The organism is Streptomyces sp. NPDC018045, from assembly GCF_044327445.1.
In the GTDB taxonomy this organism is placed as follows: Bacteria; Actinomycetota; Actinomycetes; order Streptomycetales; family Streptomycetaceae; genus Streptomyces.
Genome location: NZ_JBIRFL010000006.1, coordinates 300,189 through 323,526, shown reverse-complemented (window position 1 = coordinate 323,526; position 23,338 = coordinate 300,189). Strand labels below are relative to the sequence as shown.

The following is a 23,338-nucleotide window of genomic DNA, read 5'->3' as shown; positions in this document are numbered from 1 at the left end:
CCCGGCGGACCGCCGCCCCGGCAGGCCCGCCGGCCCGTGAGGTCAGGGCCGCGGCACCACCATCACCTCGGTGCCCCGCGCCCGCACGGCCCGGATCTCGGCCGCCGGCAGCCCGTCGTCCACGATCAGCAGGTCGAAGTCGGTCAGCGGCGCCAGCGCGTACAGCCCGCCCTTGGTGAACTTGGTGTGGTCGGCGACCAGCACCCGCCGCGCCGCGCTCTCCATCATCGCCCGCTTGACCTGAACCGTCTCCGGTGAGGTGTGGTAGCAGCGGCCGTTGGTGACGGCGGTGGTGGACAGGAAGAGCACATCGGCGCGGAAGGCCCGTGCCGCGTCCGCCGTGTGCAGGCCCATGAACGCGTCGTACGCCGGGAAGTAGGCGCCGCCCAGCGTGATCAGCGAGATGCCGGGCTCCTTGGCGAGCGTGGTGACGGCCGGCAGCGAGTTGGTGATGACGGTCAGCGGCGCGTGCCCGGCGAACCGGTGCGCCAGCAGCAGACAGGTGGTGCTGTCGTCGAGCATGACGGTCTGGCCGGGCACCAGCAGCGTCGCCGCGGCCCGCGCCAGGGCCTGCTTGACCGGTGCCATGACCGCCATCCGGTCGGCCACGCTCCCGTGGAACTGCGCCGACGGCAGGCCGGTGGCCCCGCCGCGCACCTTGCGCAGCCAGCCCTGCGCCTGGAGGGCGTCGAGGTCGCGGTGGGCGGTCATCAGGCTGACCCCGTACTCCTCGGCGAGGTCCGAGGTGCGCACGAAGCCGCGGGCGATGACGGTGTCCCGCACGCGGCGGCGCCGCTCCTCCTGGGCTTCGAGCCGGTCCATGGTGCTCACATCCTGTGCCGTACGGGCGCGCGTGGCGCGTGGCGCACACCGTACGCCGTGTGAATTCGCCGCGTTATGTTCGCACGGATTTCACGCGGCGCGCGCGGCGGACGCGGTCCCCTCCGGCAGCTCCGGCCGGACACAACACGGCAGGCCACCGGCCTGGTGCGAAGATTTCCGGCCACCATTGACGCTGGTTTCGGCCGGACTGTTGCATCGGCTCCGTCCACTCCGCAGGCCCTGCCGCCGCCTGCCGCCGTAGAAAGGGGAGATTCGATGACGAACCCTCTCCCGCGTTCGCCGATCACACGGGCGATCACCCGCCTGGGCATCCCGCCGACCCTTGCCCCGGGCTATCTGGGCCTGCTGCTGTTCATGATCGGGGACGGGGTCGAGTCCGGCTATCTCTCGCCGTACCTGACCGACCAGGGTGTCCCTCAGCCCCGGGTGGCGCTGCTGTTCACCGTCTACGGCGTCGCGGCCGGCCTCGCCGCCTGGCTCTCCGGCGTACTGTCCGAGCTGTGCGGCCCGCGCCGCGTCATGTGGGCCGGCCTCGCCATCTGGGGCGCCTTCCAGGTCGTCTTCCTCGCCGCGGCCCTCCCGCTGGGCAGCTACCCCCTGATGATGCTGGGCTACGGGCTGCGCGGCCTGGGCTATCCGCTGTTCGCGTACGGGTTCCTCGTCTGGATCGCCGGGGCCGTGCCGCGGGCCCGGCTCGGCACCGCCATGGGATGGTTCTGGTTCGCCTTCACCGGCGGCCTGCCCACCCTCGGTTCGCTCGTCGCGGGCGGCCTCATTCCGCACATCGGCGCGTACGCCACCCTGTGGGCCGCCCTCGGCCTGGTCGCCGCCGGGGGCCTGATCGCCCTGCTGCCGGTCCGCGACGACCGCGGCGGCAGGCGGCCGCGCAGCGAGGGCGACAGCCCGCTGGCCACCCTCACGGGCAGCGTCACGATCCTGTGGCGCAACCCCCGGGTCGGCACCGGCGCCCTCGTACGGACCATCAACACGGCCTCGCAGTTCGGGTTCTTCGTCATCCTGCCGGTGCACTTCACCCGGACCGTCGGCTTCACCCTCACCCAGTGGCTGCACCTGCTCAGCGCGATGTTCGCGACCAACATCGTCGCGAATCTGCTGTGCGGCATGATCGGTGACCGCTTCGGCTGGCGCCGCACCATCGCCTGGTGCGGCGGCGCGGGCTGCACGCTCAGCACCCTGCTGCTGTTCTACGTACCGCAGGCCGCGGGCGCCCACTTCGGCCTCGCCCTGGTGGTCGCCGCGTTCTACGGCGCTACGCTGGCAGGGTACGTCCCGATATCGGCGCTGATGCCCTCGTTGGAGCCGCGGCACCAGGGCCAGGCGCTGGCGGCGCTCAACCTGGGAGCCGGCGCCAGCACCTTCGTCGGACCGGCCGTCGTCGCGGTCTTCGCCGGGCCGCTCGGCGTCGAAGGGGTGGTCTGGATCTTCGCGGGAATGTACGCGGTCAGTACCGTGCTCACCGTCTTCCTGAAGCTGCCGGACGAGCCGGGCGCCGCGCCGGCGGGAGCGGCCGGCCCGGCGCCCGCGGCCGCCGCGCCGTCCGCCTCGGCCCCGGCGTGAGAGGACGCTCCTGATGTCCGTACTGACCATCGACGTCGGCACCACGATGATCAAGTCCGTGGTCTTCGACGACCGGGGAAGCGAGATCGCGGTCTCCCGGCTCGCCACCGAAGTGCTGCGCCCCCACCCGGGCCGGGCCGAACAGGACATGGACGCCGTCTGGAACGCCGTTGTCTTCACCGTCCGCAACGCCCTGTCCGAATTCGCCGGCCGCCCCGGCCCCGCCGACCCCGTCTGGCTGGTCTCCTTCACCGCCCAGGGCGACGGCGCCTGGCTCGTCGACGAGCGTGGCCGCCCCACCGGACCCGCGATCCTGTGGTCCGACGGCCGGGCGGGCGACCTCGTCGGCCGGTGGCAGCAAGACGGCGTCCTGGAAGCGGCCTTCCGCCGCAACGGCTCGCTGACCTGCGCCGGCATGCCCAACGCGATCTTCGCGTGGCTGGCCCGGCACGACCCGGACCGCCTCGCCCGCTCGCACACCTCGCTCACCGCAGCCGGCTGGCTCTTCCTGCGGCTGACCGGCGTCACAGCCGTCGACGAGTCGGACGCCTCGGCGCCCTTCCTCGACCACGCCACCGGCGCGTACGACCCGCACCTCCTCGACCTCTTCGGCCTCACCGGACTCGAACGGCTGCTGCCCACGGTGCTGGGCGAGCACGAGCGGATCGCCGAGATGACCTCCGAGGCGGCCGGTCAACTGGGGCTGCCCGCCGGCCTCCCGGTCGTGATGGCCCCGTACGACATCGCCGCCACCGCGCGCGGCGTCGGCGTGGTCAACCCCGGCCAGGCGTGCGGCATCCTCGGCACCACCCTGTGCACCGAGATCGTCCGTACGGCCGTGGACACCACCGGCGAACCGTCCGGCATCACCATCGCCTACCGCGGTCGGGAGCGCGTCCTGCGCGCCTTCCCGACCCTCAACGGCGCCGAGGTGCTCGGCTGGGCCGCGCGCACCCTGCACCTGTCCGGGCCGCCGGAACTGGCGCGGCTGGCCTTCGAGTCCGAGCCGGGGGCGCGCGGCCTGATGTTCCTGCCGTACCTCTCCCCGGCGGGCGAGCGGGCCCCGTTCCTCGACGCGCACGCCCGCGGCGGGTTCTGGGGCCTGTCCCTGGAACACACCCGCGCCGACATGGCCCGCGCGGTCTTCGACGGCCTCTCGCTCGTGCTGCGCGACTCGCTGACCGCCTCCCGCACCCACGTCAGCGAACTGCGGCTGTGCGGCGGCGGCGCCAACAGCGACGCGTGGTGCGCGCTCATCGCGGACGCGACGGGGGCGCCGACCGCCCGCTCCGGCGACACCGAACTCGGCGCCAAGGGCGCCTTCCTCACCGGCCTGGTGCTGTCCGGCGCCGAGTCCAGCATGCACAGCGCCGCCACCAAGTACGTCCGTATGCGCACCAGTTGGGAGCCGGACCCGGAGCGCACCGTCCAGTACGCGGAGCTGTACGAGGACTTCCTGCACTGGCGCGCCCTCGCCCGCGAGGCGGGCTGGCGCCCCGGGGCCGGCCGGAGCGCACACCGCGCCGCCCAGGTCACCGACCGGCCGCCGGCCCTGTCACACCCGATACCCGCACCCCCCGAGCCCCCCGCCCAAGGAGCCCCGCACCGTGTCTGACGCCCTGACCGCCGACGCCGTCTGGCTCGGTCTCGACCTCGGTACGCAGAGCGCCCGCTGTGTCGCCGTCGACGGGACCGGCCGGCTGCTCGCCGCCGCCTCCCGGCCGCTGACGAGCCACCGCGACGGCAGGCGCCACGAGCAGCGGCCCGAGCAGTGGTGGAGCGCGCTGTCCGCCGCCTGCCGCGAGGCCCTCGCCGGGACCGACCCGGCCCGGGTACGCGGGCTGGCCCTCGACGCCACCTCCGGCACGGTCCTGCTCGCCGACGCCGACGGCACCCCGCTCACCCCCGGCCTCATGTACGACGACGGACGCGCCGCCGAACAGGCCGAGGCCGTCAACGAGGCCGGGGGAGCGGTGTGGCAGGAACTCGGTTACCGCACCATGCAGCCCTCCTGGGCGCTGCCCAAACTGCTCTGGCTGCTCCGCCGGGACCCCGGCCGCGGCGACCGGGCCCGGCTGCTGCACCAGCCCGACCTCATCACCTGGCGGCTGACCGGCCACCAGGTCCCGTCCGACGCCAGCCACGCCCTCAAGACCGGCTACCACCTCGCCGACGAACGCTGGCCGTCCGCGGAACTCACCCGGCTCGGCGTGCCCGAGCGCGTCCTGCCGCAGGTCGTACGGCCCGGAACCGTCCTCGGCACGGTCTGCGCGGCCGCGGCCGAGGCCACCGGCATCCCCGAAGGCACCACCGTCGTCGCCGGGATGACCGACGGCTGCGCCGCCCAGATCGGCGCCGGCGCGCTCGCTCCCGGCGCCTGGAACACGGTGCTCGGCACCACCCTCGTCCTCAAGGGCACCAGCCCGCACCTGATCCGCGACCCGCACGGCGTCGTCTACTGCCACCGCGGACCGGACGGCAACTGGCTGCCCGGCGGCGCCTCCAGCTCCGGCGCGGGCATCATCGCCCGGCACTTCACCCCCGAGAACGGCGACGACCTCGACGCGCTCACCGCGCAGGCGGAACGCGACGGCCGGAACTGGGACGCGGTCACCTACCCCCTCGTCTCGTCGGGCGGTGAACGCTTCCCCTTCCGCGCGCCCGGCGCCGAGCCCTTCACCCTCGGCGACGTGCCCACCCGCGCCCAGGAGTTCCACGCCTGCCTGCTCGGCGTCGCCTGCGTCGAACGCCTCTGCTTCGACTACCTGGACCACCTCGGCGCCCCCGTCGACGGGCCGCTCACCTTCACCGGCGGCGGCGCCCGCAACGCCTACTGGTCACAGCTCCGCGCCGACCTGCTCGGACGCCCCGTCCACCTGCCCGAACAGGCCGAAGGCGCCCTCGGCATGGCCGTGCTCGCCGCCACCTCCGGCGGCGTCGCCCTCCAGGAGGCCGCCGCCGCCATGGTCCGCACCGGCGCGCCGGTCACCCCCGACCCGGCCCGTACCGCCCGCCTGCTCCCCGCCTACCTCCGCTTCCTCGACGAACTGACCCGCCGTGGCTGGCTCGACCAGACCGTGGCCGACCACGCCCGCAGGAGGGCCGCACCGTGACCGACTTCATCCTCGTACGCCACGGCGAGACCGAGTGGCACGCCGAGAACCGGTACGCCGGACTCACCGACGTGGCGCTGACCGGACGCGGTGAGGAACAGGCGGCGGCCCTCGCCGACTGGGCCGCCACCGCCCGCCTGGACGCCGTCTGGTGCTCCCCGCTGTCCCGCGCCCGCCGCACCGCCGCGCCCGCCGCCGCGGCCTGCGGCCTGACCCCGCACGTCGACGAACGCCTCTACGAGGTGGACTTCGGCCGCGGTGAGGGCCTGACCAGGGCCGAGATGCGCCGGCGCTTCCCGGAGGAGCTGGCGGCGTTCCTCGCCGACCCGGTCGGCCACCACCTGCCCGGCGGTGAGGACCCCCGCGCCGCCGCCCGGCGCGCCGCCGACTGTCTGGCCGGCATCGAACGCGCCCACCCGGACGGCCGGGTCCTGATCGTCGCCCACTCCACCCTCCTCCGGGTCCTGCTCTGCCATCTGCTGGGCATCCCGCTCGCCGACTACCGGCGGGTCTTCCCGCGGCTCCTCAACGGCGCGCTGACCGAAGTGCGCCTCCGCGACGGCCAGGCCGCGCTGCTGCGCCTCAACGCCCCGGCCACGCCCGCCCCGGCCACCGCACCCCGGCACTGACCCGCCCCGACGCCATACCCCCATGCCATACCCCGACGCCGTACACCTCAGGAGAAAGACCCCCATGAGCAGCCCCACCGTCCTCGCCGCCGGCAACCACTTCATCCTCCCGAGCCTGCTCACCGAGGCGGTCCGCGAGGCCACCGGCGGCGCGGTGACCGCCGCGGAGATCCGGGAGCTGCGACTGCCCTGGCCGCACACCCCGCTCGGCAAGGTCGCCGAGGTCGACGAGGCGTCCGGTACGGAGGACCAGCTCATCGAGGCGCTCCAGGGCGTCCGGATCTGCGTCACCGAACACGCGGCGCTCACCGAGCGCATCCTCGCCCACTGCCCCGACCTGGAACTGTTCTGCGTCGGCCGCGGCGGCCCGGTCAACGCCAACCTGGCAGCCGCCACCCGGCACGGCGTCGCCGTCTGCTACGCGCCCGGCCGCAACGCCACCGCCACCGCCGAACACACCCTCACCCTCCTCCTCGCGGCCGCCCGCGGCGTCGGCGACACCCACACCGACCTGCGCCAGGGTGTGTGGCGCGGCGACTACTACGACTACGACAAGTGCGGCATCGAGATCGAGGGCACCACGGTCGGCCTGATCGGGTACGGGGCGATCGGCAGCCGCGTCGCCAAGGTGCTGGCCGCCATGGGCGCGCACGTCCTCGTCCACGACCCGTACGCGGCCCCCGGGGCGTCGGCCGGCGTCGCCGAGCAGATCGGCCTGGACGAGCTGCTGAACCGCTCCCGCATCGTCTCCCTGCACGCCCGTCTCACCGAGGAGACCCGCGGCATGATCGGCCGCGCGCAGCTCGCCGCCATGCCGCCCGGCTCCGTACTGGTCAACTGCGCGCGCGGCGCCCTCGTGGACTACGACGCGGTCTGCGACGCGCTGGAGACCGGACAGCTCCGGGGGGCCGGCTTCGACGTCTTCCCCGAGGAGCCGGTCCCCTCGGGGTCCCGTCTGCTGTCCGCGCCCGGCGTCGTCCTCACCCCGCACATCGCGGGCGGCAGCCGCCAGGTCGCGCACAAGGCGGCCCGCACCGTCGCCGCCGAGACCGCCCGCTTCCTGCGCGGCGAGCCGCTCGCACACTGCGCCAACCCGGCGGTGCTGGGCGGCTGACCCGCGCCTTTCCGGTACGACGGAGGGCCGCCCCCGGCAGGGGACGGCCCTCTCGTGCGTGTCGGCGTGCTGCACCTACCGGCGCCGTACCAGCGGGAACGGCAGTGTCTCGCGGATCGACAGGCCGGTGAGGAACATGACGAGGCGGTCCACGCCGATGCCCAGGCCGCCGGTCGGCGGCATCGCGTATTCGAGGGCCTGGAGGAAGTCCTCGTCCAGCTCCATGGCCTCCGGGTCGCCGCCCGCCGCCAGCAGCGACTGGGCGGTCAGCCGCCGCCGCTGCTCGACCGGGTCGGTCAGCTCCGAGTAGGCCGTACCCAGCTCCGTACCGAAGGCGACCAGGTCCCAGCGCTCGGCGAGCCGCGGGTCCTTGCGGTGCTGGCGGGTCAGCGGCGAGACATCGGTGGGGAAGTCCTTGTAGAAGGTGGGCAGCGTGGTCTTCTCCTCGACCAGCCGCTCGTACATCTCCAGGACGATGTCCCCGCGGCCCATCTCCGGCTTGACCGGCACCTGCGCACCGTTGCACAGGCGGCGCAGCGCGTCCGGCTCCGTGTCCGCGTCGACCTCCTCGCCCAGGGCTTCGGAGATCGCGCCGTAGACCGTCTTGACCGGCCAGATGCCCGAGATGTCGTGCTCGACGAGCTGGCCGTTCGCGTCCGCCTTGCGGGCGGTGGCGCTGCCGAACGCGGCGACCGCCGCGCCCTGGATCAGCTCCCGCGTCAGATCGAGCATCACGTCGTAGTCGGCGAACGCCTGGTACGCCTCCAGCATCGTGAACTCGGGGTTGTGCTTGTAGGAGATGCCCTCGTTGCGGAACGTGCGTCCCATCTCGAAGACCTTCTCCATACCGCCCACGCACAGCCGCTTGAGGTACAGCTCGGGCGCGATACGCAGATACAGGTCGAGGTCGTAGGCGTTGATGTGGGTCTGGAACGGACGCGCGTTGGCGCCGCCGTGGATCTGCTGGAGCATCGGTGTCTCGACCTCCAGGTAGCCGCGCTCGATCAGCCCCTGGCGCAGCGCCTGCACCGCGGTGCTGCGCGCCCGCAGGTTGTCCCGCGAGTCCGGCGAGACGACCAGGTCCACGTAGCGCTGGCGGACCTTGGCCTCCGGGTCGGACAGACCACGCCGCTTGTCGGGCAGCGGGCGCAGGCACTTGGCCGTCAGCCGCCAGTGGGTCACGAAGACCGTCAGCTCGCCGCGGTCGCTCGCGCCGACCTCGCCCTCGGCCTCGATGTGGTCACCCAGGTCGATGTCGTCGGCGAACCGCGCCAGCTCCTCGGCGCCGGTGCCCTCGCGGGTCAGCGCGACCTGGAGGTCACCCGACCAGTCGCGCAGCACGGCGAACAGCACACCGCCGTGGTCGCGGGTGAGCAGCACCCGGCCGGCGATCCGGACGACCTTGCCGGTGTGCGTACCGGACTCCAGATCCGGGTGCTCGTCGCGGACGTCACCGAGCGTGTGGGTGCGCTGCACACCGACCGGGTACGGGTCGGTGCCCTCCTCGCGCAGCCGCTCCAGCTTGCGGTGCCGCACCCGGACCTGCTCCGGCAGCGCCGCCAGCTCCCGCTCGCGCAGCTCCTGCGCGGTGGCCGGCGGCTTCTCCACCAGGCCCAGTTCGTCCAGGGAGGGCAGGTTGGCGGTGCTGGCCGGGGTCATCACCCGCTTCTTGCGGCCCTTGCCCCACAGCTTGCCCAGGCTCGGTACGGCCACGAAGCCCTCGGCGATGCCGGAGGCCAGGCCGATGCGGGCCAGGGCGCCGGTGTCCGCGTAGCACAGGAAGCGGGGGTACCACTCGGGGGCGTACTTCGCGTTGGAGCGGTACAGCGCTTCGAGCTGCCACCACTTGGAGAAGAACAGCAGCAGCTTGCGCCAGACCTTAAGGATCGGTCCCGCGCCGATGCGGGCGCCCTCCTCGAAGGCGGACCGGAAGACCGCGAAGTTCAGCGAGACGCGGCGCACGCCGAGCGCCCCGGCGTGCGCGCAGAGCTGGGCGACCATGTACTCCATCACGCCGTTGGGCGCGCTGCGGTCGCGGCGCATCACGTCCAGCGAGATGCCGTCCTTGCCCCACGGCACGAACGACAGCAGGGCGATCATGTTGCCGTCGCCGTCGAACGCCTCGGCCAGCAGGCAGTCCCCGTCCTCGGGGTCACCGAGCCGGTCCAGCGCCATCGAGAAGCCACGCTCGGTCTCGGTGTCGCGCCAGGCGTCCGCCCGGTGGATGACTTCCTGCATCTCCTCGTCGGACAGCTCCGAGTGCCGGCGGACCCGGAAGGCGGCGCCGGAGCGCTCCACGCGGTTGACGGCCTGGCGGGTCACCCGCATCTCGCGGCCCTCCAGGTCGAACTCCTTGACGTGCAGGATCGCCTCGTCACCGAGCTGCAGCGCACTCAGGCCGCTGCGCGCGAACGCCTTGGCGCCGTCCTCGCTGGCGCCCATGACGGCGGGCTGCCAGCCGTAGCGCCCGGCGACCTTCAGCCACTCCTCGATGGCCGGGCCCCACGCCTCCCGGTCACCGACCGGGTCACCGCTGGCCAGGCAGACGCCGGCCTCCACGCGGTAGGTGACGGCGGCCTTGCCGCTGGGGGAGAACACCACGGCCTTGTCGCGGCGGGTGGCGAAGTAGCCGAGCGAGTCCCGGCCGCCGTAGCGGGCCAGCAGGGCCCGGATACGGGTCTCCTCGTCACCGTGCAGCGCGGCCTCCATGCGCTGCGACCGGAAGAGCGTCAGGGCCGCGTTGAGCAGCGCCACCGCGCCGAACAGACCGAGCAGGAAGATCACCCAGTGCGGCGGGTGGCCTTCGAACTGCCGGCCGCTGAGCAGACCGCCGCAGACCCGGTCGGCCGCCCACAGGAGGCGGCTGTCGGCGCCGTGCTCCAGGCTGCCCGGGAAGAGCGAGACCAGGCCCCAGCCGACGAGGATCGCCACCAGCAGGCCGGCGGCCAGCACACCGGCGGCGCGCCAGAACGCGCCGCGGCGGGTGATCGCGTAGAACTCGCGGTGCGCGACCAGCAGCAGTACCAGCGCGGCCGCGCACAGCACCAGGGAGAAGCAGTACTCCCGGTAGCCGTCGATCACGAGGACCGCGTCCGTCAGCGTCACCAGCACCATGTAGACGACGGCGAACCACAGCGCGACCCGTTTGCGCGCGGTCATGGCCGCGGCCAGCAGGAAGAGGAAGACCGCGTACGCGAGGTTCGGCTCGACGACGATGGTCAGGGTGTCCAGCCATTGGATGACCGGTTTCAGGGCGCGTCGCAGCGGCCCGATCAACGCCGTGACGGCGCAGAACAGCCCCAGAAGGCTGAAAAAGATGGCGAAGCCGTTGGGCACGCGGCGGCGAATACGCGCCCACGCCGTTATTTGGTCCTGGTCCTGCACGGTGCTCATTCCGTCACACTAGGCTCTGTAAGGGGTTCGCTGCTCGATGGGAGGGCGCTCTTCTTCTGCCACTGGGGCCAGTCGACCATCCAGTCCCCGAGTCCGTTGTTCTCGGCCGCCCTCCCCCGTACGGAGGAGCCGGTGACTTCGAACGGGTCGCCGACGCGGACCTTGGAGTAGAGCCAGTCGGCGTCGGCGTCGGTCAGCCCGATGCAGCCGGAACTGTCGTTCACCCGGCCCACCTTGTCGGCGTTCCATGGCGCCGCGTGCGCGTAGGTGCCGGAGCTGGTGAGCTTCATGGCGTCGCGGACCGTCTTCTCGTACGCGTCGCCCAGCCCCACGGTCCCGGAGTTCATGGTGATCGTGCCCTCCTTCGCCATGAGCGGGAAGACGCCGGTCCAGGTGGAGTGCCGGGCGTCCGGCTTGCCGGCGGAGAAGGGGATGTCCTTCACCTCCTTTCCGTTCTCGGTGAACGTCAGGTGCTTGCTGTCCAGATCGACCTTGACCACATGGCCGGCGCCGATGGTGAAGTTCAGGTCGTAGTCCTTGGCGAAGTAGCGGCCGCCGCCGGAGTCCACGCCGTTCAGGCCGGCGCGCAGCCCCACCTTGGTGCCCGGCTTCCAGTACTCCTTCGGCCGCCAGTCCACCCGGTCCTTGCCGGAGAAGTCCTTGATCCAGCCCCAGGCGCCGGTCGTGCCGTTGTCGGTGGTCACCTTCAGGTGCCTCTCCACGGCGGCCTTGTCGGTCACCGGGAAGTCGAAGGTGATCGAGACGGGCTGGGCCACGCCGACGGTGGCGCCCTGCGAGCCGGGGCTCAGCGCGAGCTTGTTCAGCTTGTCCGCCCGGGCGGTGGTCAGCGACTCCTTGACCGTGTTCGTGCCGCCCCGCGCGTTCCTGGCCTCCGCGGCGACCGAGTACCTGGTGTCCGGCACGGTCGGCTCGTGGGAGATCCACACCCGGCCGCCGTCGCCCAGCCCGCCGGGCAGCCGACGGCCCTTCGGGTCGGTCACGACGACCTTGGTCAGGCTGCCGCCGTCCGCGCTGACCTGGAGTTTGTCCCCCGCCCGCACCGTCTTCACCCCGTTCGCCGCGCTCAGCGACACCCGCACCGGAGCGCCCTTGGACGCGGACGCCGCGGGGCCTCCGCAGGCGGTCAGCGCACCGACGCCGAGCAACGGCACCAGGGCCAGCGCGGCCCGCGCGCGGCGGGGTGTGCGACGGCGGCGCGAAGCGGGGGCAGGGCTCATCTAGGGGCTTTCCATGCAGCGGTCCGGCGGATGTCGGCCGCTAAGACGCGAACCACCTGCATTTCGTTGCGGTGCGTGACGTGATCCACGCCACGTCGCGCCACCCGCCGCGTGGCACCCGCGCGGCGGCGTGGTCCGTGCTCCGCGTCCCCGGTGCGCTGCCTCGCCGGCTCCCTCCCGACCCGTTGCCCACGCACCGTTGACGACGCCACCGCCCGCCCCTACGGTTCCCGCGTGTATCGCTTTCGGGCCGCCGCGGCGGCAGCAGCAGCACTCCTCCTCACTCTCTCGGCGTGTGGGAACGACGGTTCCGGGTCGGGCGGCGACGGGCCGGACAGCATCGAGATCGGCGCGCTCTCCATCGTCGACACCGCACCGGTCCACCTGGCCCGGTCCCACGGCTTCTTCGCCAAGCAGGGCATCGACGCGAAGATCACGCCCGTCCAGGGCGGCGCGTACAGTTCCTCCGGTGTCGTCAGCGGCCAGTTCGACTTCGGCTTCAGCAACACCACCACCCTGCTCACCGCCCGTGAACAGGGGCTGCCCCTGAAGGCGGTGGCCGGCGGCGTGGCCTCCACCGGGCAGACCGGACCCGGCAAGGACTACAGTGCCGTCCTCGTGCCCAAGGGCAGCGCCATCAAGTCGGCCAAGGACCTGCCCGGCCACCGGATCGCCGTCAACCAGTTGAAGAACATCGGCGACACCACCATCCGCGCCGCCGTGCGCCGGGCCGGCGGGGACCCGGAGAAACTCGAATTCATCGAGATCCCGCTCACCGACATGCCCGCCGCCCTCGCCGCCGGGCGGGTGGACGCCATCTGGACCGTGGAACCCTTCCAGACCCAGGCCAAGGACCAGGGCGCCCACGAGGTGTGCTGGCCCTTCGCCGAAGCCACCGACGACCTCACCGTCGCCATGTACTTCACCAGCGAGAAACTGCTCCGCGAGAAACCGGACCTGGTCAAGCGCTTCACCACCGCCGTCGACCAGGCCCTGGCCCACGCCCGCGCCCATCCCGAGGCGGTACGCGAGGAGCTCGGCAAGTACACCAGGATCCCGCCCGCGGTCATCCGGCGGATCGTGCTGCCGAAGTGGCCCACCGCGATCAACCGCGCGTCCGTGCAGGCCATCGCCGACTTCGCCCGCAAGGACGGGGTCCTCGAACGGCCCGCCGACGTCGGTGCGCTGCTGCCGTGACCCGCCGAGGGGCGCGCGCCGGGGCGCCGATGAGCGCGCCGCGCGCCGCCGGGCTCGGACTCCTGGGCCTGGCGTGCCTCTTCGCCGTCGCCGAGGCGGTGCCCCGGCTCGGCCTCGTCGACCCGCGCCACCTGCCGCCCGCCACCGCCATCCTGCGCCGCCTGGCCGCCGAACTGGGCGACGCGACCCTGTGGACCGCGCTCGGCGAGACCCTGCGCTCCTGGGCACTCGGCCTCGCCATCGCCGGCTGCCTGGCCGTCGCCCTCGGCGTGCTCATCGACGCCGTACCGGGACTGCGCGCCGCCACCGCCTCCACCATCGAGTTCCTGCGCCCCATCCCCTCCGTGGCGCTGATCCCGCTGGCCACCCTCCTCTTCGGCGCCGAGACCGGCTCCACCCTCCTCCTCGTCGTCTACGCCTCCTTCTGGCAGGTGCTCATCCAGGTGCTGTACGGCGTGGCCGACGTCGACCCGGTCGCCCGGGAGACCGCCCGCAGCTACCGCCTCGGCCGCTGGGCCCGCCTGCGCCACCTCATGTGGCCGACGGCCCTGCCGTACGTCATGACCGGCGTGCGGCTGGCCGCGGCGGTGGCGTTCATCCTCGCCGTCACCGCCGAACTGGTCATCGGCAGCCCGGGGCTGGGGCTGCGCATCCAGCTCGCCCAGTCCGGTGGCGCGGTCACCGAGGTCTACGCGCTGATCGTGCTGGCCGGGCTGGTCGGGGTCACCGTGAACGCGGCGGTACGCGCCGTGGAGCGCCGGGTGCTGGCCTGGCACCCGTCCGTACGGGGCGAGGTGGCGCGATGAGCGCGGCGCGCGGGCGGCCCGCCGGGCGGCCGCGGCGGGTGGGCCTGCGCCTGCTGCGCGTCCTGGGCCTGCCGGTGTTGCTGATCCTCGGCTGGTGGGCCTACAGCTCCGCGAGCCCCACCTTCTACCTGCCGACGCCCGGCCGGGTCGCCACCGCCTTCGCCGACGTGTGGTTCTCGGCCCGGATCACCGAGGACGTCCTGCCCAGCGTGGGGCGGCTGCTCACCGGCTATGTCCTCGCGGGCCTGCTCGGCGTCGGCCTCGGCGTCGCCGTCGGCTCCTCGCGCGCCCTGCGGGCCGCCGCCGAACCCGTACTGGAGTTCTTCCGTGCCGTACCGCCGCCCGTCCTCGTCCCCCTCATCATGCTGCTCGCCGGACTGGACACCGCGATGAAGGTGCTGGTGATCGTCTCGGGCTGTGTGTGGCCGGTGCTGCTCAACACCGTCGAAGGCGTACGCGCCGTGGACGAGGTGCTGGACGACACCGGCCGCTGCTTCGGGCTGCGCGGGGCCGCCCGGCTGCGCCACCTCGTCCTGCCCGCCGCGAGCCCGCAGATCATGGCGGGCCTGCGGCAGGCCCTGTCGATCGGCATCATCCTGATGGTCATCGGGGAGATGTTCGCCAGCACCTCCGGCCTCGGCCACACCGTCGTCCTCTTCCAGCGCGGCTTCGCCATCCCGGAGATGTGGAGCGGCATCGTCGTCCTCGGACTGCTCGGCTTCGGCCTCTCGCTCGCCTTCCGGGCCGCCGAACGCCGCATACTGGCCTGGCACTTGGCGGGCGGCGAGGAGCGGGGACGACATGCTTGAGATCACCGGCCTGGGCAAGGTGTACGAGGGGCGCGGCGGCGTCGAGGCGCTACGGAAGATCGACTTCCGGGTGGCCGACGGCGACCTGGTGTGCGTCGTGGGCCCCTCCGGCTGCGGCAAGACGACCCTGCTCAAGTGCCTGGCCGGACTGCTGACACCGACGGCGGGCGAGGTACGGGTCGCGGGCCGCCGCGTCACCGGCCCGCCGCCGGGCATGGCCGTCGTCTTCCAGGAGTACGGGCGCAGCCTCTTCCCCTGGATGACCGTGCGCAAGAACGTCGAACTCCCGCTGCGCGAGAAGAAGGTCCCCGCGCCGCGCCGCCGCGCACTGGTCGACGAGGCGCTGTCCGCGGTCGGCCTGGCCGGTGCGGCGGCGGCCCACCCGTGGCAGCTCTCCGGCGGCATGCAGCAGCGCGTCGCCATCGCCCGCGCCATCGCGTACGAGCCCCAGGTGCTCCTCATGGACGAGCCGTTCGCCGCCGTGGACGCGCAGACCCGGGCGGAGCTGGAGGACCTGCTGCTCACCCTGTGGCGCCGACTCGGCGTGACGACGTTGCTGGTCACCCACGACATCGACGAGGCGGTCTATCTGGGGCGGCGGGTGATCGTGCTGTCCTCGGCGCCCACCGTCGTCCAGGAGGACCTTCCGGTCGACCTGCCGTCCGCCCGCGACCAGATCACCACCCGCTCCGCCCCGCGCTTCGCCGAGCTGCGCGCCCACGTCTACGCCCAGATCAAGCACGCGAAGAACGGCGTGGCGGAAGGGGAGCCCCCGGCCCGGAAGGCGGAGTGACGCGGACCGCGGCCCCTCAGCAGGGGTGTACGGAGGGCCGCAGACGAGTCAGGAGTTGTACGGAGGGCTAGACGAGGAAGGCCAACAGCAGCACCGAGCACAGCACCTCCACGGCGCCGACCACCGCGATCCGCGCACTGCGCGCCGGGAGCGCCACCGCCCGCACGAAGTACAGCCCGAACGGCACCGCCAGCCACGGGTCCAGCGGAACGGCGGCCACCACCGCGAGCCCGTGGTACACCGCCGACGCCACCCGGAAGGTCTCGCTGCCGCGCTCGCGAATCATCGTCTTCACATGGAGAACGGTCCCGGTGAAATACAGCAGACAGGCCGCGGCGGCCCGCCAGGCGTCGGAGTCGAGGGTGCCGCTGCCCAGCCGGTACGAGACGAGCAGCATTCCGCAGGCGGGCACCACCGCCGCGATTCCGTTGACCGTTGCGCGCTCCGCATTGCGATACGCGTAACCGAGATTCACCGCGAAGAACGGCGCCGCGCACCATGCCGCGAGCAGCAGCCAGGGACGCGCCACCGCGAGCGGTACGGCGCATACGGCGAAAGCCGCACCGAATCCGGTGAGCGGCGCGAGATGGCGGCGCGGTGCCCGCGGATTGCGGGAGGCGCGCCGCAGCCGCAGGTATTGCTGGGTGTGGAATGCCGTGCAATAGGCCAGCAGCCACGCGGGCAGCAGGACGGCGTGCCACCCGTCGAACCCGGCCCGCAGCGCACCCGCCAGGAAGGGCACGACCAGCATGGCCCAGGCGCCGTGCTGGTTCGGTATCCAGCGGCGCAGTGCGCGCCGCCCCCGTGAAGTGCTCATCCCCCGAAGATAGGGGGTGGACAGGCCGGTTCGGGCGGCCGAAGGTCCGGGACCAAGGTCCCGCGCGGCCGGTGTGCCCGTTTTCCCGTACGGACCGCACGACCGGCGGCCTTCATCCCCTCGACCCGGAACGGGAAAAGCGGCCGGTGATACCCGCGCCTGCCGGTGACCCGTAGTGATCACCTGTATGGCGCACCCGCGAAGACGCGGGGAAAGGGGCGAAATAGGCCACACTGGCGGCCGTTGTCGTCCGTTGGGGCGGCGGGGTGAGGAGGTTCTGTCGTGGCCGTTTCGATCTCGGTCGTCGTGCTGCTCGTCGTGCTGACCGTCGTTTTCCTGCGCAGCGGACGGCTGAAATTCACGCACGCCCTCGTCTGTATGCTGCTCGGTTTCTACCTGGCGGGCAGCAGCCTGGCACCGGATATCCACAACGGGTTGTCCGGCGCCGCGGACGTGGTCAGCAGCGTCCGGCCCTGAGCCGGCCCCGGCCCCCGGGGCTCACCCCCGCGCGAACACGCCGATCGCGTTCGGAACCGGCCGTTCCGCGCCCGCGGAGGGGTGATTGCGCACGGTCGCCCCGGGGCTGCCCGGCTCGCGCGTGACGAGCGTGGAGGAACCGCCGCCGTCCAGATTGACCGCGTCCCGGGCGCCCAGCCGGTCCATCAGGTCGGCCAGCTCGCGTACCGTCATCCCCGCCCGCCCCGGCGCGCCGTCCAGCGCCAGCAGCAACAGCCGGCGCCCGCCCGCGCCGACGCCGGCGGAGGTCCGTACGGCCGGGGTGACGGCGTCCAGGCCGGCCAGCGGCTCGTCGCCGCGCACGATGGGGTGGCCGCCGACGGCGAAGCGCAGCGGCGCGGGCCGTCTCCCGACCAGGGCGTGGCCGACCCGGACCCGGTCGCCGAGGTGCAGTTTGCGCAGGTGCCGGGCGCCCTCCTCCCGGCCGACCAGCGTCGTCGTCCCGCGGGGGATGCCGCCCCGGCCGGGCACCTGCGCGGTCTTCGTCACCCGGCCCTGCCGGACCGTGACCTCGTACGTCTCCGTGCTGCACGGTGCGGCCCGGTCGGTGTCCGTGCCGCAGGTCGACCGGACGCGCGAGGTGGGCCCCCACCGGGAGGTGAACGCGCCGATGCCGTTGACCGGCAGTGCGTACTGGTTCAGGCCCCTCAGGGGAAGCGCGGTCCCGGCGGCCACCACGGCACCGCGCAGGGCCAGCCGGTCCAGCCGCGCGCGGCGGTCGAAGCCCACGCCGATGACGTCCTTGGTGTCCGTACCGGGCGGCAGGGCGGGGCCGAAGCGCTGTCCGTCGGGCACCGCCGCCTTCAGGTGCCGTCCGGAGGCGATGGCCGGGCCGACGGGGGCGCCGGTCGCCTCCACGCCGGGGTGCTGGGTCTCGGTGATGTTGAAGAAGTCCGCGTTGACGGCGGCCACCGCGCGCCGCGCGTCGGCCAGCTCGGAGACCGGGGCCCGCGCGCCGACCACGCCGGGGTACAGCAGGTCCACCGCGACCCGCCGGTCGGTCAGATCCACCGTCAGCAGGTGGCCGTGCGCGGAGCCCCGGCCCACCACGACATCGAAGGCGCTGTACGTCACGCCCGGCGCGACGCGGACCGCGCGCCCCAGGCGCGGGGCACCGGCGTCCGCGGTGGCCCCGGAGGCCGCCCCGCTGCCGGCCAGTACGCTCCAGACCGTCAGCGCCGTCAGTACCGCCCGTGCACGAACGAATCGGTGCTTCACGATTCCCCCAGACGTCGCGGTAACGGTCCCATGGGTACGAGGAGCCCACTATGGCCCGGAGGTGCCGGAAAGCCGTACAACCGCCGTACGGTCGTCGTGTCGCCCCCGTCACCGGATACCGGATCGGGCCGGCCGGCACCCCGGACACGGGAACCGCCCCTCCGTCCCAGGGGCGTGGCCACGGCCCTGGACCGGAGGAGCGGGAAGCTGATGGGGACGGAACGCGTACGGGGGGCCGCGCCGGTGCGGTGCCGGTGGGGACAGGCGGTCCGGCCGCGCGGACGCGCGAGTGGTGCGGCCGGCGTCAGGCCTGCGCGCCCGCCGGGGGAGTGGTCGGGCAGATCACGCGGGTGGCGGGGGTGAAGAAGGTGCCGTCCTTGGCGGGCTGGCCACCGGCGAACTCCGTGTAGATGTACGAGTAGAAGGCGACGTCGGGGTAGCCGCAGGAGGAGTCGGCGCCGATGGTGTAGGTCATGGTGACCGTGCGGGTGGCACCGGGGGCGATCGGCACGGCGTACGCGGCGCCCGCGCCCGGGGTGCAGGTCACGCCGGGATCGGCGGTACAGGTCTTCCAACTGTACTTCAGGCCGCTCGCGGAGGAGGTCTCCCACGTGGGCTGGAACGACTGCCACACGAACCGCACATCGGCGGTGCCGGTGTTGGTGAACTTCATGGTCACGGTCACGTCGGAGCCGGGGGTGGCCTGCGCCTTGTCCACGGTGAAGGCGAGCGTCGGGGTGTCGGCGGCGGACGCCGGGGAGGCGCCGGCCAGGCCGAGGACGGAGACGACGAGGGCGAGGAGAGCGGCGAAGCCGGCCCTGCTGAATCTGCTCATTGTTCTGCGCATGACCAGGGAGCGTAAGGCGTGATCCGCTCTTTGGGGCGGTTCCGGGAGAACCTGTTTTTTCGACCGAAAAGCTCTGGCCACCCCCAAAAGGCGTAGGGGCGGCCGGAATTGCGCGAAGCGGCCGGATTCGAGCCCGAAGGGAACGGGCGCGTACGGTCGTCGCCGACTGCGGACGCGTTGCCCGGCGGGCCGTTGAGGGGCCGGGTGGACGGCGCCGCCGTGCGCCTCGCCGGGACGTGGTCGGCGGGGCCGAGGGCCACAGGTGAACTCCCAGGACAGAGCAGGTGGAGTGCCACTCCTGCCGGGACGTGGGCGCAGGGCGGGCGGCGCGGAAGCCCGGTGGCAGGGCCGGGCGGGTGAGGCGGTGTGGAGCGGCCCGCCGCCGGTGTCCGGGTGCGGCCACCACCGGGGCGCTGTGGGCCGGACGGCTGTCACCTGTGCGTACCGGTGAGGCGCGATACGTGTTCCGGCGTCCCGGGGGCCCTTGCGGCCTGGCGTAAAGCCGCCGCACCGGCGGTCACGCGCCTGCGGACTTCCGCCGACGCCCGGACAAAGTACCCGCCGGAACGCGTGCTTCGACGTGGCGGGACGGCTCGCGGGTGCGGATTCGCGTGCGGCCCGCCGGGCACCACCGCGGGACGGCGTCGTCACCGTACGGTGACGACGCCCGGCCGCGCGGCCGCCCGCCTTCCGGGCCCGGACGGACCGCTAGTGCCCGATCTCCACGTCCTCCAGGACGCCCAGCGCGTCCGGCACCAGGACGGCCGCCGAATAGTAGGCACTGACCAGGTAGTTGATGACCGCCTGCTCGTTGATGTTCATGAAGCGGACCGACAGGCCCGGCTGGTACTCGTCGGGAATGCCCGTCTGGTGCAGGCCCACCACACCCTGGTTCTCCTCGCCGACGCGCAGGGCGATGACCGAGCTGGTCTGGTCGGGGTTGATCGGGATCTTGTTGCAGGGCAGCAGCGGGATGCCGCGCCAGGCCCGTACGGCCGTACCGCCGATCTCCGCGCCGGTCGGATAGATGCCGCGGGCGTTCCACTCCCGGCCGATCGCCGCGATGGTGCGCGGATGCGCCAGCAGGTACTGGGTCTTGCGGCGCCGTGAGAGCAGCTCGTCCAGGTCGTCGGGGGTGGGCGGGCCGCTGCGGGTGTGGATGCGCTGCTTGAGGTCGGCGTTGTGCAGCAGGCCGAACTCGCGGTTGTTGACCATCTCGTACTCCTGGCGCTCGCGGAGCGCCTCGATGGTCAGCCGCAACTGCTGGTCCAGTTGGTTCATCGGGTCGTTGTAGAGGTCGGCGACCCGGGTGTGAATCTTCAACACGGTCTGCGCGACGCTCAGTTCGTACTCGCGCGGCGCCAGTTCGTAGTCGACGAAGGTGCCCGGCAGGGCCGGCTCGCCGACATGGCCCGAGGTCACATCGATGGCCGCCTCGCCGTGCTTGTTCTGCGGCGGGACCTGGGCCGAGCGGTAGCGGTCCAGGTGCTCGCGCAGGGCGGGGGAGCGGTCCGCGAGCTGTTCGTACTCGGCGCGGGGAAGCGTCAGGACGGTCACCCGCGTCACGGCCCGTACGGAGTGCTCCCAGGTCGCGTCCGGCGCCAGCAGCGCCGCCTCGCCCAGGTGGTCGCCGTCCGCGAGGACGCCCAGCACCGTTTCGTCGCCGTACTTGCCGGTGCCGACCCGGTTCAGCTTGCCGTGCGCGATCAGGATGACCCGGTCGGCCGGTGTGCCCTGCTCGACCAGGACGTCACCGGGCGCGTGCTCCTCCTGGACGAACCGGCCGGCCAGCGCCTCCAGCGCCGACGGGTCGTCGAAGTCGCGCAGCGCCGGCAGCTCCCGCAGCTCCGCGGGGATGACCCGGACGTCGGAACCGGTGTTGGTGAACTCGACCCGGCCGTCCCCGAGGGTGTGGGTCAGCCGCCGGTTGACGCGGTACGTACCGCCGGAGACCTGGGTCCAGGGCAGCACGCGCAGCAGCCAGCGGGAGGAGATCCCCTGCATCTGCGGCACGGTCTTGGTCGTGGTGGCCAGGTTGCGTGCCGCGGCTGTCGCCAGGCTCGTGCGCGCCTGGTCGGTGTCCGGAGGGGTGCCGGGTCCGGACGTCGGGTCCGCCGATGTGGTCATGGAGGGCTTCACCTGTTCCTGTCGGTCGTTCGGCGTCGTGCGTCATTTCTCGGCAAACGGTTCTTCACGTGTCTGCCATGGCGGAAATGGTGGGATTCATTGGCCGGTCTGTACGTCTTCCAGAATTCCCAGGGCGTCCGGTACGAGGATCGCGGTGGAGTAGTAGGCACTCACCAGGTAGTTGGCGATCGCCTGGTCGTTGACCCCCATGAAACGGACCGAGAGGCCCGGTTCGTATTCGTCGGGAATTCCCGTCTGGTGCAGGCCGACGACACCCTGCTTCTCCTCGCCGGTGCGCATCACCACGAAGGAGCTGGTGCCGTCGGCGGCGACCGGGATCTTGTTGCACGGGAAGATGGGCACGCCGCGCCAGGAGGGCAGCGAGTGCCCCATGAAGTCGACCGCCGTCGGGTACAGGCCGCGGGCGCTGCACTGGCGGCCGAAGGCGGAGATCGCCTTGGGGTGGGCGAGCAGGAAGGTGGGGTCCTTCCACACCGTCGCGAGGAGTTCGTCCAGGTCGTCGGGGGTGGGCGGGCCGCTGCGGGTGCGGACGCGCTGGGTGAGGTCGGCGCTGTGCAGCAGGCCGAACTCGCGGTTGTTGACCATCTCGTGTTCCTGGCGTTCGCGCAGCGCCTGGATGGTCAGCCGCAACTGCTCCTCGACCTGGTTCATGGGGTCGCTGTACAGGTCGCCGACCCGGGTGTGCGCCCGCAGGACCGTTTGCGCGACGCTCAGCTCGTACTCGCGCGGCGCCAGTTCGTAGTCGACGAAGGTGCCGGGCACGCGGGCCTCGCCGTGGTGGCCGGAGGCGACCTCGATGGCCGACTCGCCGCTGGCGTTGCGCGGCGGCGCGGTGCTCGCGCCGGCCGCCGCGAGGTGTTCGCGCAGCGCCTGCGAGCGGTCCGTGATCTCCTGTGCGGCCTGCCGGGGCAGTGCCATGACGGTCACCCGCGTCACCGCGCGGTAGGTGTACTCCCAGGAGGCGGCGGGGTCGGTGAGCAGCCCGTCGCCGAGGTGGTCGCCCCCGGCCAGCGCCCCCAGGACCGTTTCGGCACCGTACTTGCCGGCGCCGATCCGGTCGACCCGGCCGTGCGCGATCAGCACCAGGCGGTCGGCCGGTGTGCCCGCCTCGGCGAGTACGTCGCCGGGCGCGTACTCGTGCTGGACGAAGCGCTCGCCGAGGGCGCCGAGCACCTCGCTGTCGGTGAAGTCGCGCAGCGCGGGCAGTTCGCGGAGTTCGTCGGGGATGATCGATACTTCGGTGCCGGAGACGGCGAAGTCGACCCGGCCGTCGCCGACGGTGTAGGTCAGCCGCCGGTTGACGCGGTAGGTGCCGCCGGAGACCTGCACCCAGGGCAGCAGCCGCAGCAGCCAGCGCGAGGTGATGCCCTGCATCTGCGGCACGGTCTTGGTGGTCGTGGCCAGATTGCGTGCCGCGGCCGTCGTCAGACTGGAATTCCGCGTCTCGCCCCCGGGGCCGTTCATTGTCTCGTCCGCTACCGTCACGGCTTCGCCACCAATCTAGGGAAGTTGAGAATCGGACGGCGGCCGGATCCACGGCCGTTCCGTGAGACGAGGTCCGTGCCGCTCGCCGCACTGAACATAGACGTGTTGTTTTAATCTGGGCAATCACTCAAAAGAGTGGCATAAAAAATAATTGAGATGGACAGGTTTAGTGGAATCCATCGATGGAAAGAGTGCCGTGGTGATTCCGTCCGGCGGCAGCCGAAGGCGCGGCGGCGACGGAAAGCCCATGATATGACGGAGCGGCTCGATCCCCGGCGGGCCGCCGGTCGAGGCCGGCCGCCCGGTGGACGGCCTCGGCCCGAGCAGCGCGGTGATTCCGTACGCGATACGGGCCCGTCGGCCGCCGGACGCGGCCTCAGCCCGTGGCGTCCGGCCGGGCGGCGCCGAGCGGCCCGTACATCTCGGCGAACGCCATGTCGGCGCACCGGCCCAGGCTCGTCAGCAGCCCGGCGGCGTTCTCCTGGGGCGTCCCGGGGGACCCGGGCGCCGCCGGGTCCGCGTACTCCTCCAGCACCAGATAGGCGCCGGGCTCGGGAAGCGTGAACCAGCGGTAGGTCGGGCCGACCGGCTCCGGACCGGCCGCCTCGTGCAGAGCGGTGGCACTCCGCTCGGTGCCGTCCTGCCGGCGGTCGCGGACGTCGAACCGGGCACGAACAAAGATGCTCATGCCCGGCACCCCATCACAACTCCCGCGCTCGCGGTACGGCCGCGTCCGAATCCGTTTTCCGGATGCGGATTTCCGGCAGCCGCTTCCCGGGCCGGGAATATGCCGC

The 23,338-nt window shown here is 72.7% G+C and carries 19 protein-coding genes; 10 read left to right on the top strand and 9 right to left on the bottom strand.

Annotated elements, in window-relative coordinates:
* Positions 1-42: 42 nt before the first annotated feature.
* Positions 43-822 carry a DeoR/GlpR family DNA-binding transcription regulator gene (locus tag ACH4EB_RS17345; RefSeq protein WP_398348542.1) on the bottom strand — a complete coding sequence of 260 codons (780 nt, stop codon included), beginning with the start codon at positions 820-822 and terminating at the stop codon, positions 43-45.
* A gap of 276 nt (positions 823-1,098) precedes the next feature.
* On the opposite strand from ACH4EB_RS17345, the gene ACH4EB_RS17340 reads away from it, so the two are divergent.
* The 5 genes from ACH4EB_RS17340 (at position 1,099) to ACH4EB_RS17320 (ending at position 7,277) form a co-directional block, all read left to right on the top strand.
* Positions 1,099-2,421 carry an MFS transporter gene (locus ACH4EB_RS17340; RefSeq protein WP_398348362.1) on the top strand — a complete coding sequence of 441 codons (1,323 nt, stop codon included), beginning with the start codon at positions 1,099-1,101 and terminating at the stop codon, positions 2,419-2,421.
* 13 nt (positions 2,422-2,434) lie between these two features.
* A complete protein-coding gene (locus ACH4EB_RS17335) occupies positions 2,435-4,036 on the top strand; it encodes an FGGY family carbohydrate kinase (RefSeq protein WP_398348361.1) in 1,602 nt (533 codons plus the stop codon).
* Complete coding sequence (locus ACH4EB_RS17330; protein ID WP_398348360.1) at positions 4,029-5,534, top strand: FGGY-family carbohydrate kinase; 1,506 nt, start codon at positions 4,029-4,031, stop codon at positions 5,532-5,534. Before ACH4EB_RS17335 ends, ACH4EB_RS17330 begins: the two co-directional genes overlap by 8 nt.
* Positions 5,531-6,163 carry a histidine phosphatase family protein gene (locus ACH4EB_RS17325; protein ID WP_398348359.1) on the top strand — a complete coding sequence of 211 codons (633 nt, stop codon included), beginning with the start codon at positions 5,531-5,533 and terminating at the stop codon, positions 6,161-6,163. Before ACH4EB_RS17330 ends, ACH4EB_RS17325 begins: the two co-directional genes overlap by 4 nt.
* Positions 6,164-6,227: 64 nt before the next feature.
* Positions 6,228-7,277 (top strand): 2-hydroxyacid dehydrogenase, encoded by a 1,050-nt coding sequence (locus tag ACH4EB_RS17320; RefSeq protein ID WP_398348358.1) that lies wholly within the window; start codon positions 6,228-6,230, stop codon positions 7,275-7,277.
* Between the two features lie 75 nt (positions 7,278-7,352).
* On the opposite strand, the gene lysX is transcribed toward ACH4EB_RS17320, so the two are convergent.
* A complete protein-coding gene (lysX, locus tag ACH4EB_RS17315) occupies positions 7,353-10,670 on the bottom strand; it encodes a bifunctional lysylphosphatidylglycerol synthetase/lysine--tRNA ligase LysX (RefSeq protein WP_398348357.1) in 3,318 nt (1,105 codons plus the stop codon).
* Positions 10,667-11,908: an Ig-like domain-containing protein gene (locus tag ACH4EB_RS17310; RefSeq protein WP_398348356.1), complete on the bottom strand. Its 1,242-nt coding sequence runs from the start codon at positions 11,906-11,908 to the stop codon at positions 10,667-10,669. The genes lysX and ACH4EB_RS17310 overlap by 4 nt, the downstream gene beginning before the upstream one ends.
* Positions 11,909-12,142: 234 nt before the next feature.
* Between ACH4EB_RS17310 and ACH4EB_RS17305 the strand changes: the two genes are divergently transcribed.
* Genes ACH4EB_RS17305 through ACH4EB_RS17290 form a run of 4 tightly spaced genes read left to right on the top strand, consistent with a single transcriptional unit; the run spans position 12,143 to position 15,513 of the window.
* The gene (locus ACH4EB_RS17305; protein ID WP_398348355.1) at positions 12,143-13,105 is read left to right on the top strand and encodes an ABC transporter substrate-binding protein; all 963 of its coding nucleotides are present in this window, start codon (positions 12,143-12,145) and stop codon (positions 13,103-13,105) included.
* 29 nt (positions 13,106-13,134) lie between these two features.
* The gene (locus tag ACH4EB_RS17300) at positions 13,135-13,911 is read left to right on the top strand and encodes an ABC transporter permease (RefSeq protein WP_398348541.1); all 777 of its coding nucleotides are present in this window, start codon (positions 13,135-13,137) and stop codon (positions 13,909-13,911) included.
* Entirely contained in the window at positions 13,908-14,720 is an 813-nt protein-coding gene (locus ACH4EB_RS17295; RefSeq protein ID WP_398348354.1) for an ABC transporter permease, read from the top strand. Before ACH4EB_RS17300 ends, ACH4EB_RS17295 begins: the two co-directional genes overlap by 4 nt.
* On the top strand, positions 14,713-15,513 hold the full coding sequence (locus ACH4EB_RS17290) for an ABC transporter ATP-binding protein (RefSeq protein ID WP_398348353.1): 801 nt from the start codon (positions 14,713-14,715) through the stop codon (positions 15,511-15,513). Before ACH4EB_RS17295 ends, ACH4EB_RS17290 begins: the two co-directional genes overlap by 8 nt.
* A gap of 67 nt (positions 15,514-15,580) precedes the next feature.
* Here ACH4EB_RS17290 and ACH4EB_RS17285 read toward each other — a convergent pair whose 3' ends face one another.
* Positions 15,581-16,330: a YwiC-like family protein gene (locus ACH4EB_RS17285; protein ID WP_398348352.1), complete on the bottom strand. Its 750-nt coding sequence runs from the start codon at positions 16,328-16,330 to the stop codon at positions 15,581-15,583.
* Between the two features lie 282 nt (positions 16,331-16,612).
* On the opposite strand from ACH4EB_RS17285, the gene ACH4EB_RS17280 reads away from it, so the two are divergent.
* Entirely contained in the window at positions 16,613-16,807 is a 195-nt protein-coding gene (locus tag ACH4EB_RS17280) for a hypothetical protein (protein ID WP_398348351.1), read from the top strand.
* A gap of 21 nt (positions 16,808-16,828) precedes the next feature.
* Here ACH4EB_RS17280 and ACH4EB_RS17275 read toward each other — a convergent pair whose 3' ends face one another.
* From ACH4EB_RS17275 to ACH4EB_RS17255, 5 genes are all read right to left on the bottom strand, one after another.
* Positions 16,829-18,064: a phosphodiester glycosidase family protein gene (locus ACH4EB_RS17275; protein WP_398348350.1), complete on the bottom strand. Its 1,236-nt coding sequence runs from the start codon at positions 18,062-18,064 to the stop codon at positions 16,829-16,831.
* Between the two features lie 304 nt (positions 18,065-18,368).
* Positions 18,369-18,911, bottom strand: a complete 543-nt coding sequence (locus ACH4EB_RS17270) for a hypothetical protein (protein WP_398348349.1) — start codon at positions 18,909-18,911, stop codon at positions 18,369-18,371.
* 708 nt (positions 18,912-19,619) lie between these two features.
* On the bottom strand, positions 19,620-21,038 hold the full coding sequence (locus tag ACH4EB_RS17265; protein WP_398348348.1) for a family 2B encapsulin nanocompartment shell protein: 1,419 nt from the start codon (positions 21,036-21,038) through the stop codon (positions 19,620-19,622).
* A 96-nt stretch (positions 21,039-21,134) separates the two neighbouring features.
* Entirely contained in the window at positions 21,135-22,523 is a 1,389-nt protein-coding gene (locus ACH4EB_RS17260; protein ID WP_398348347.1) for a family 2B encapsulin nanocompartment shell protein, read from the bottom strand.
* A gap of 397 nt (positions 22,524-22,920) precedes the next feature.
* Positions 22,921-23,232: a hypothetical protein gene (locus ACH4EB_RS17255; RefSeq protein WP_398348346.1), complete on the bottom strand. Its 312-nt coding sequence runs from the start codon at positions 23,230-23,232 to the stop codon at positions 22,921-22,923.
* Positions 23,233-23,338: the final 106 nt, after the last annotated feature.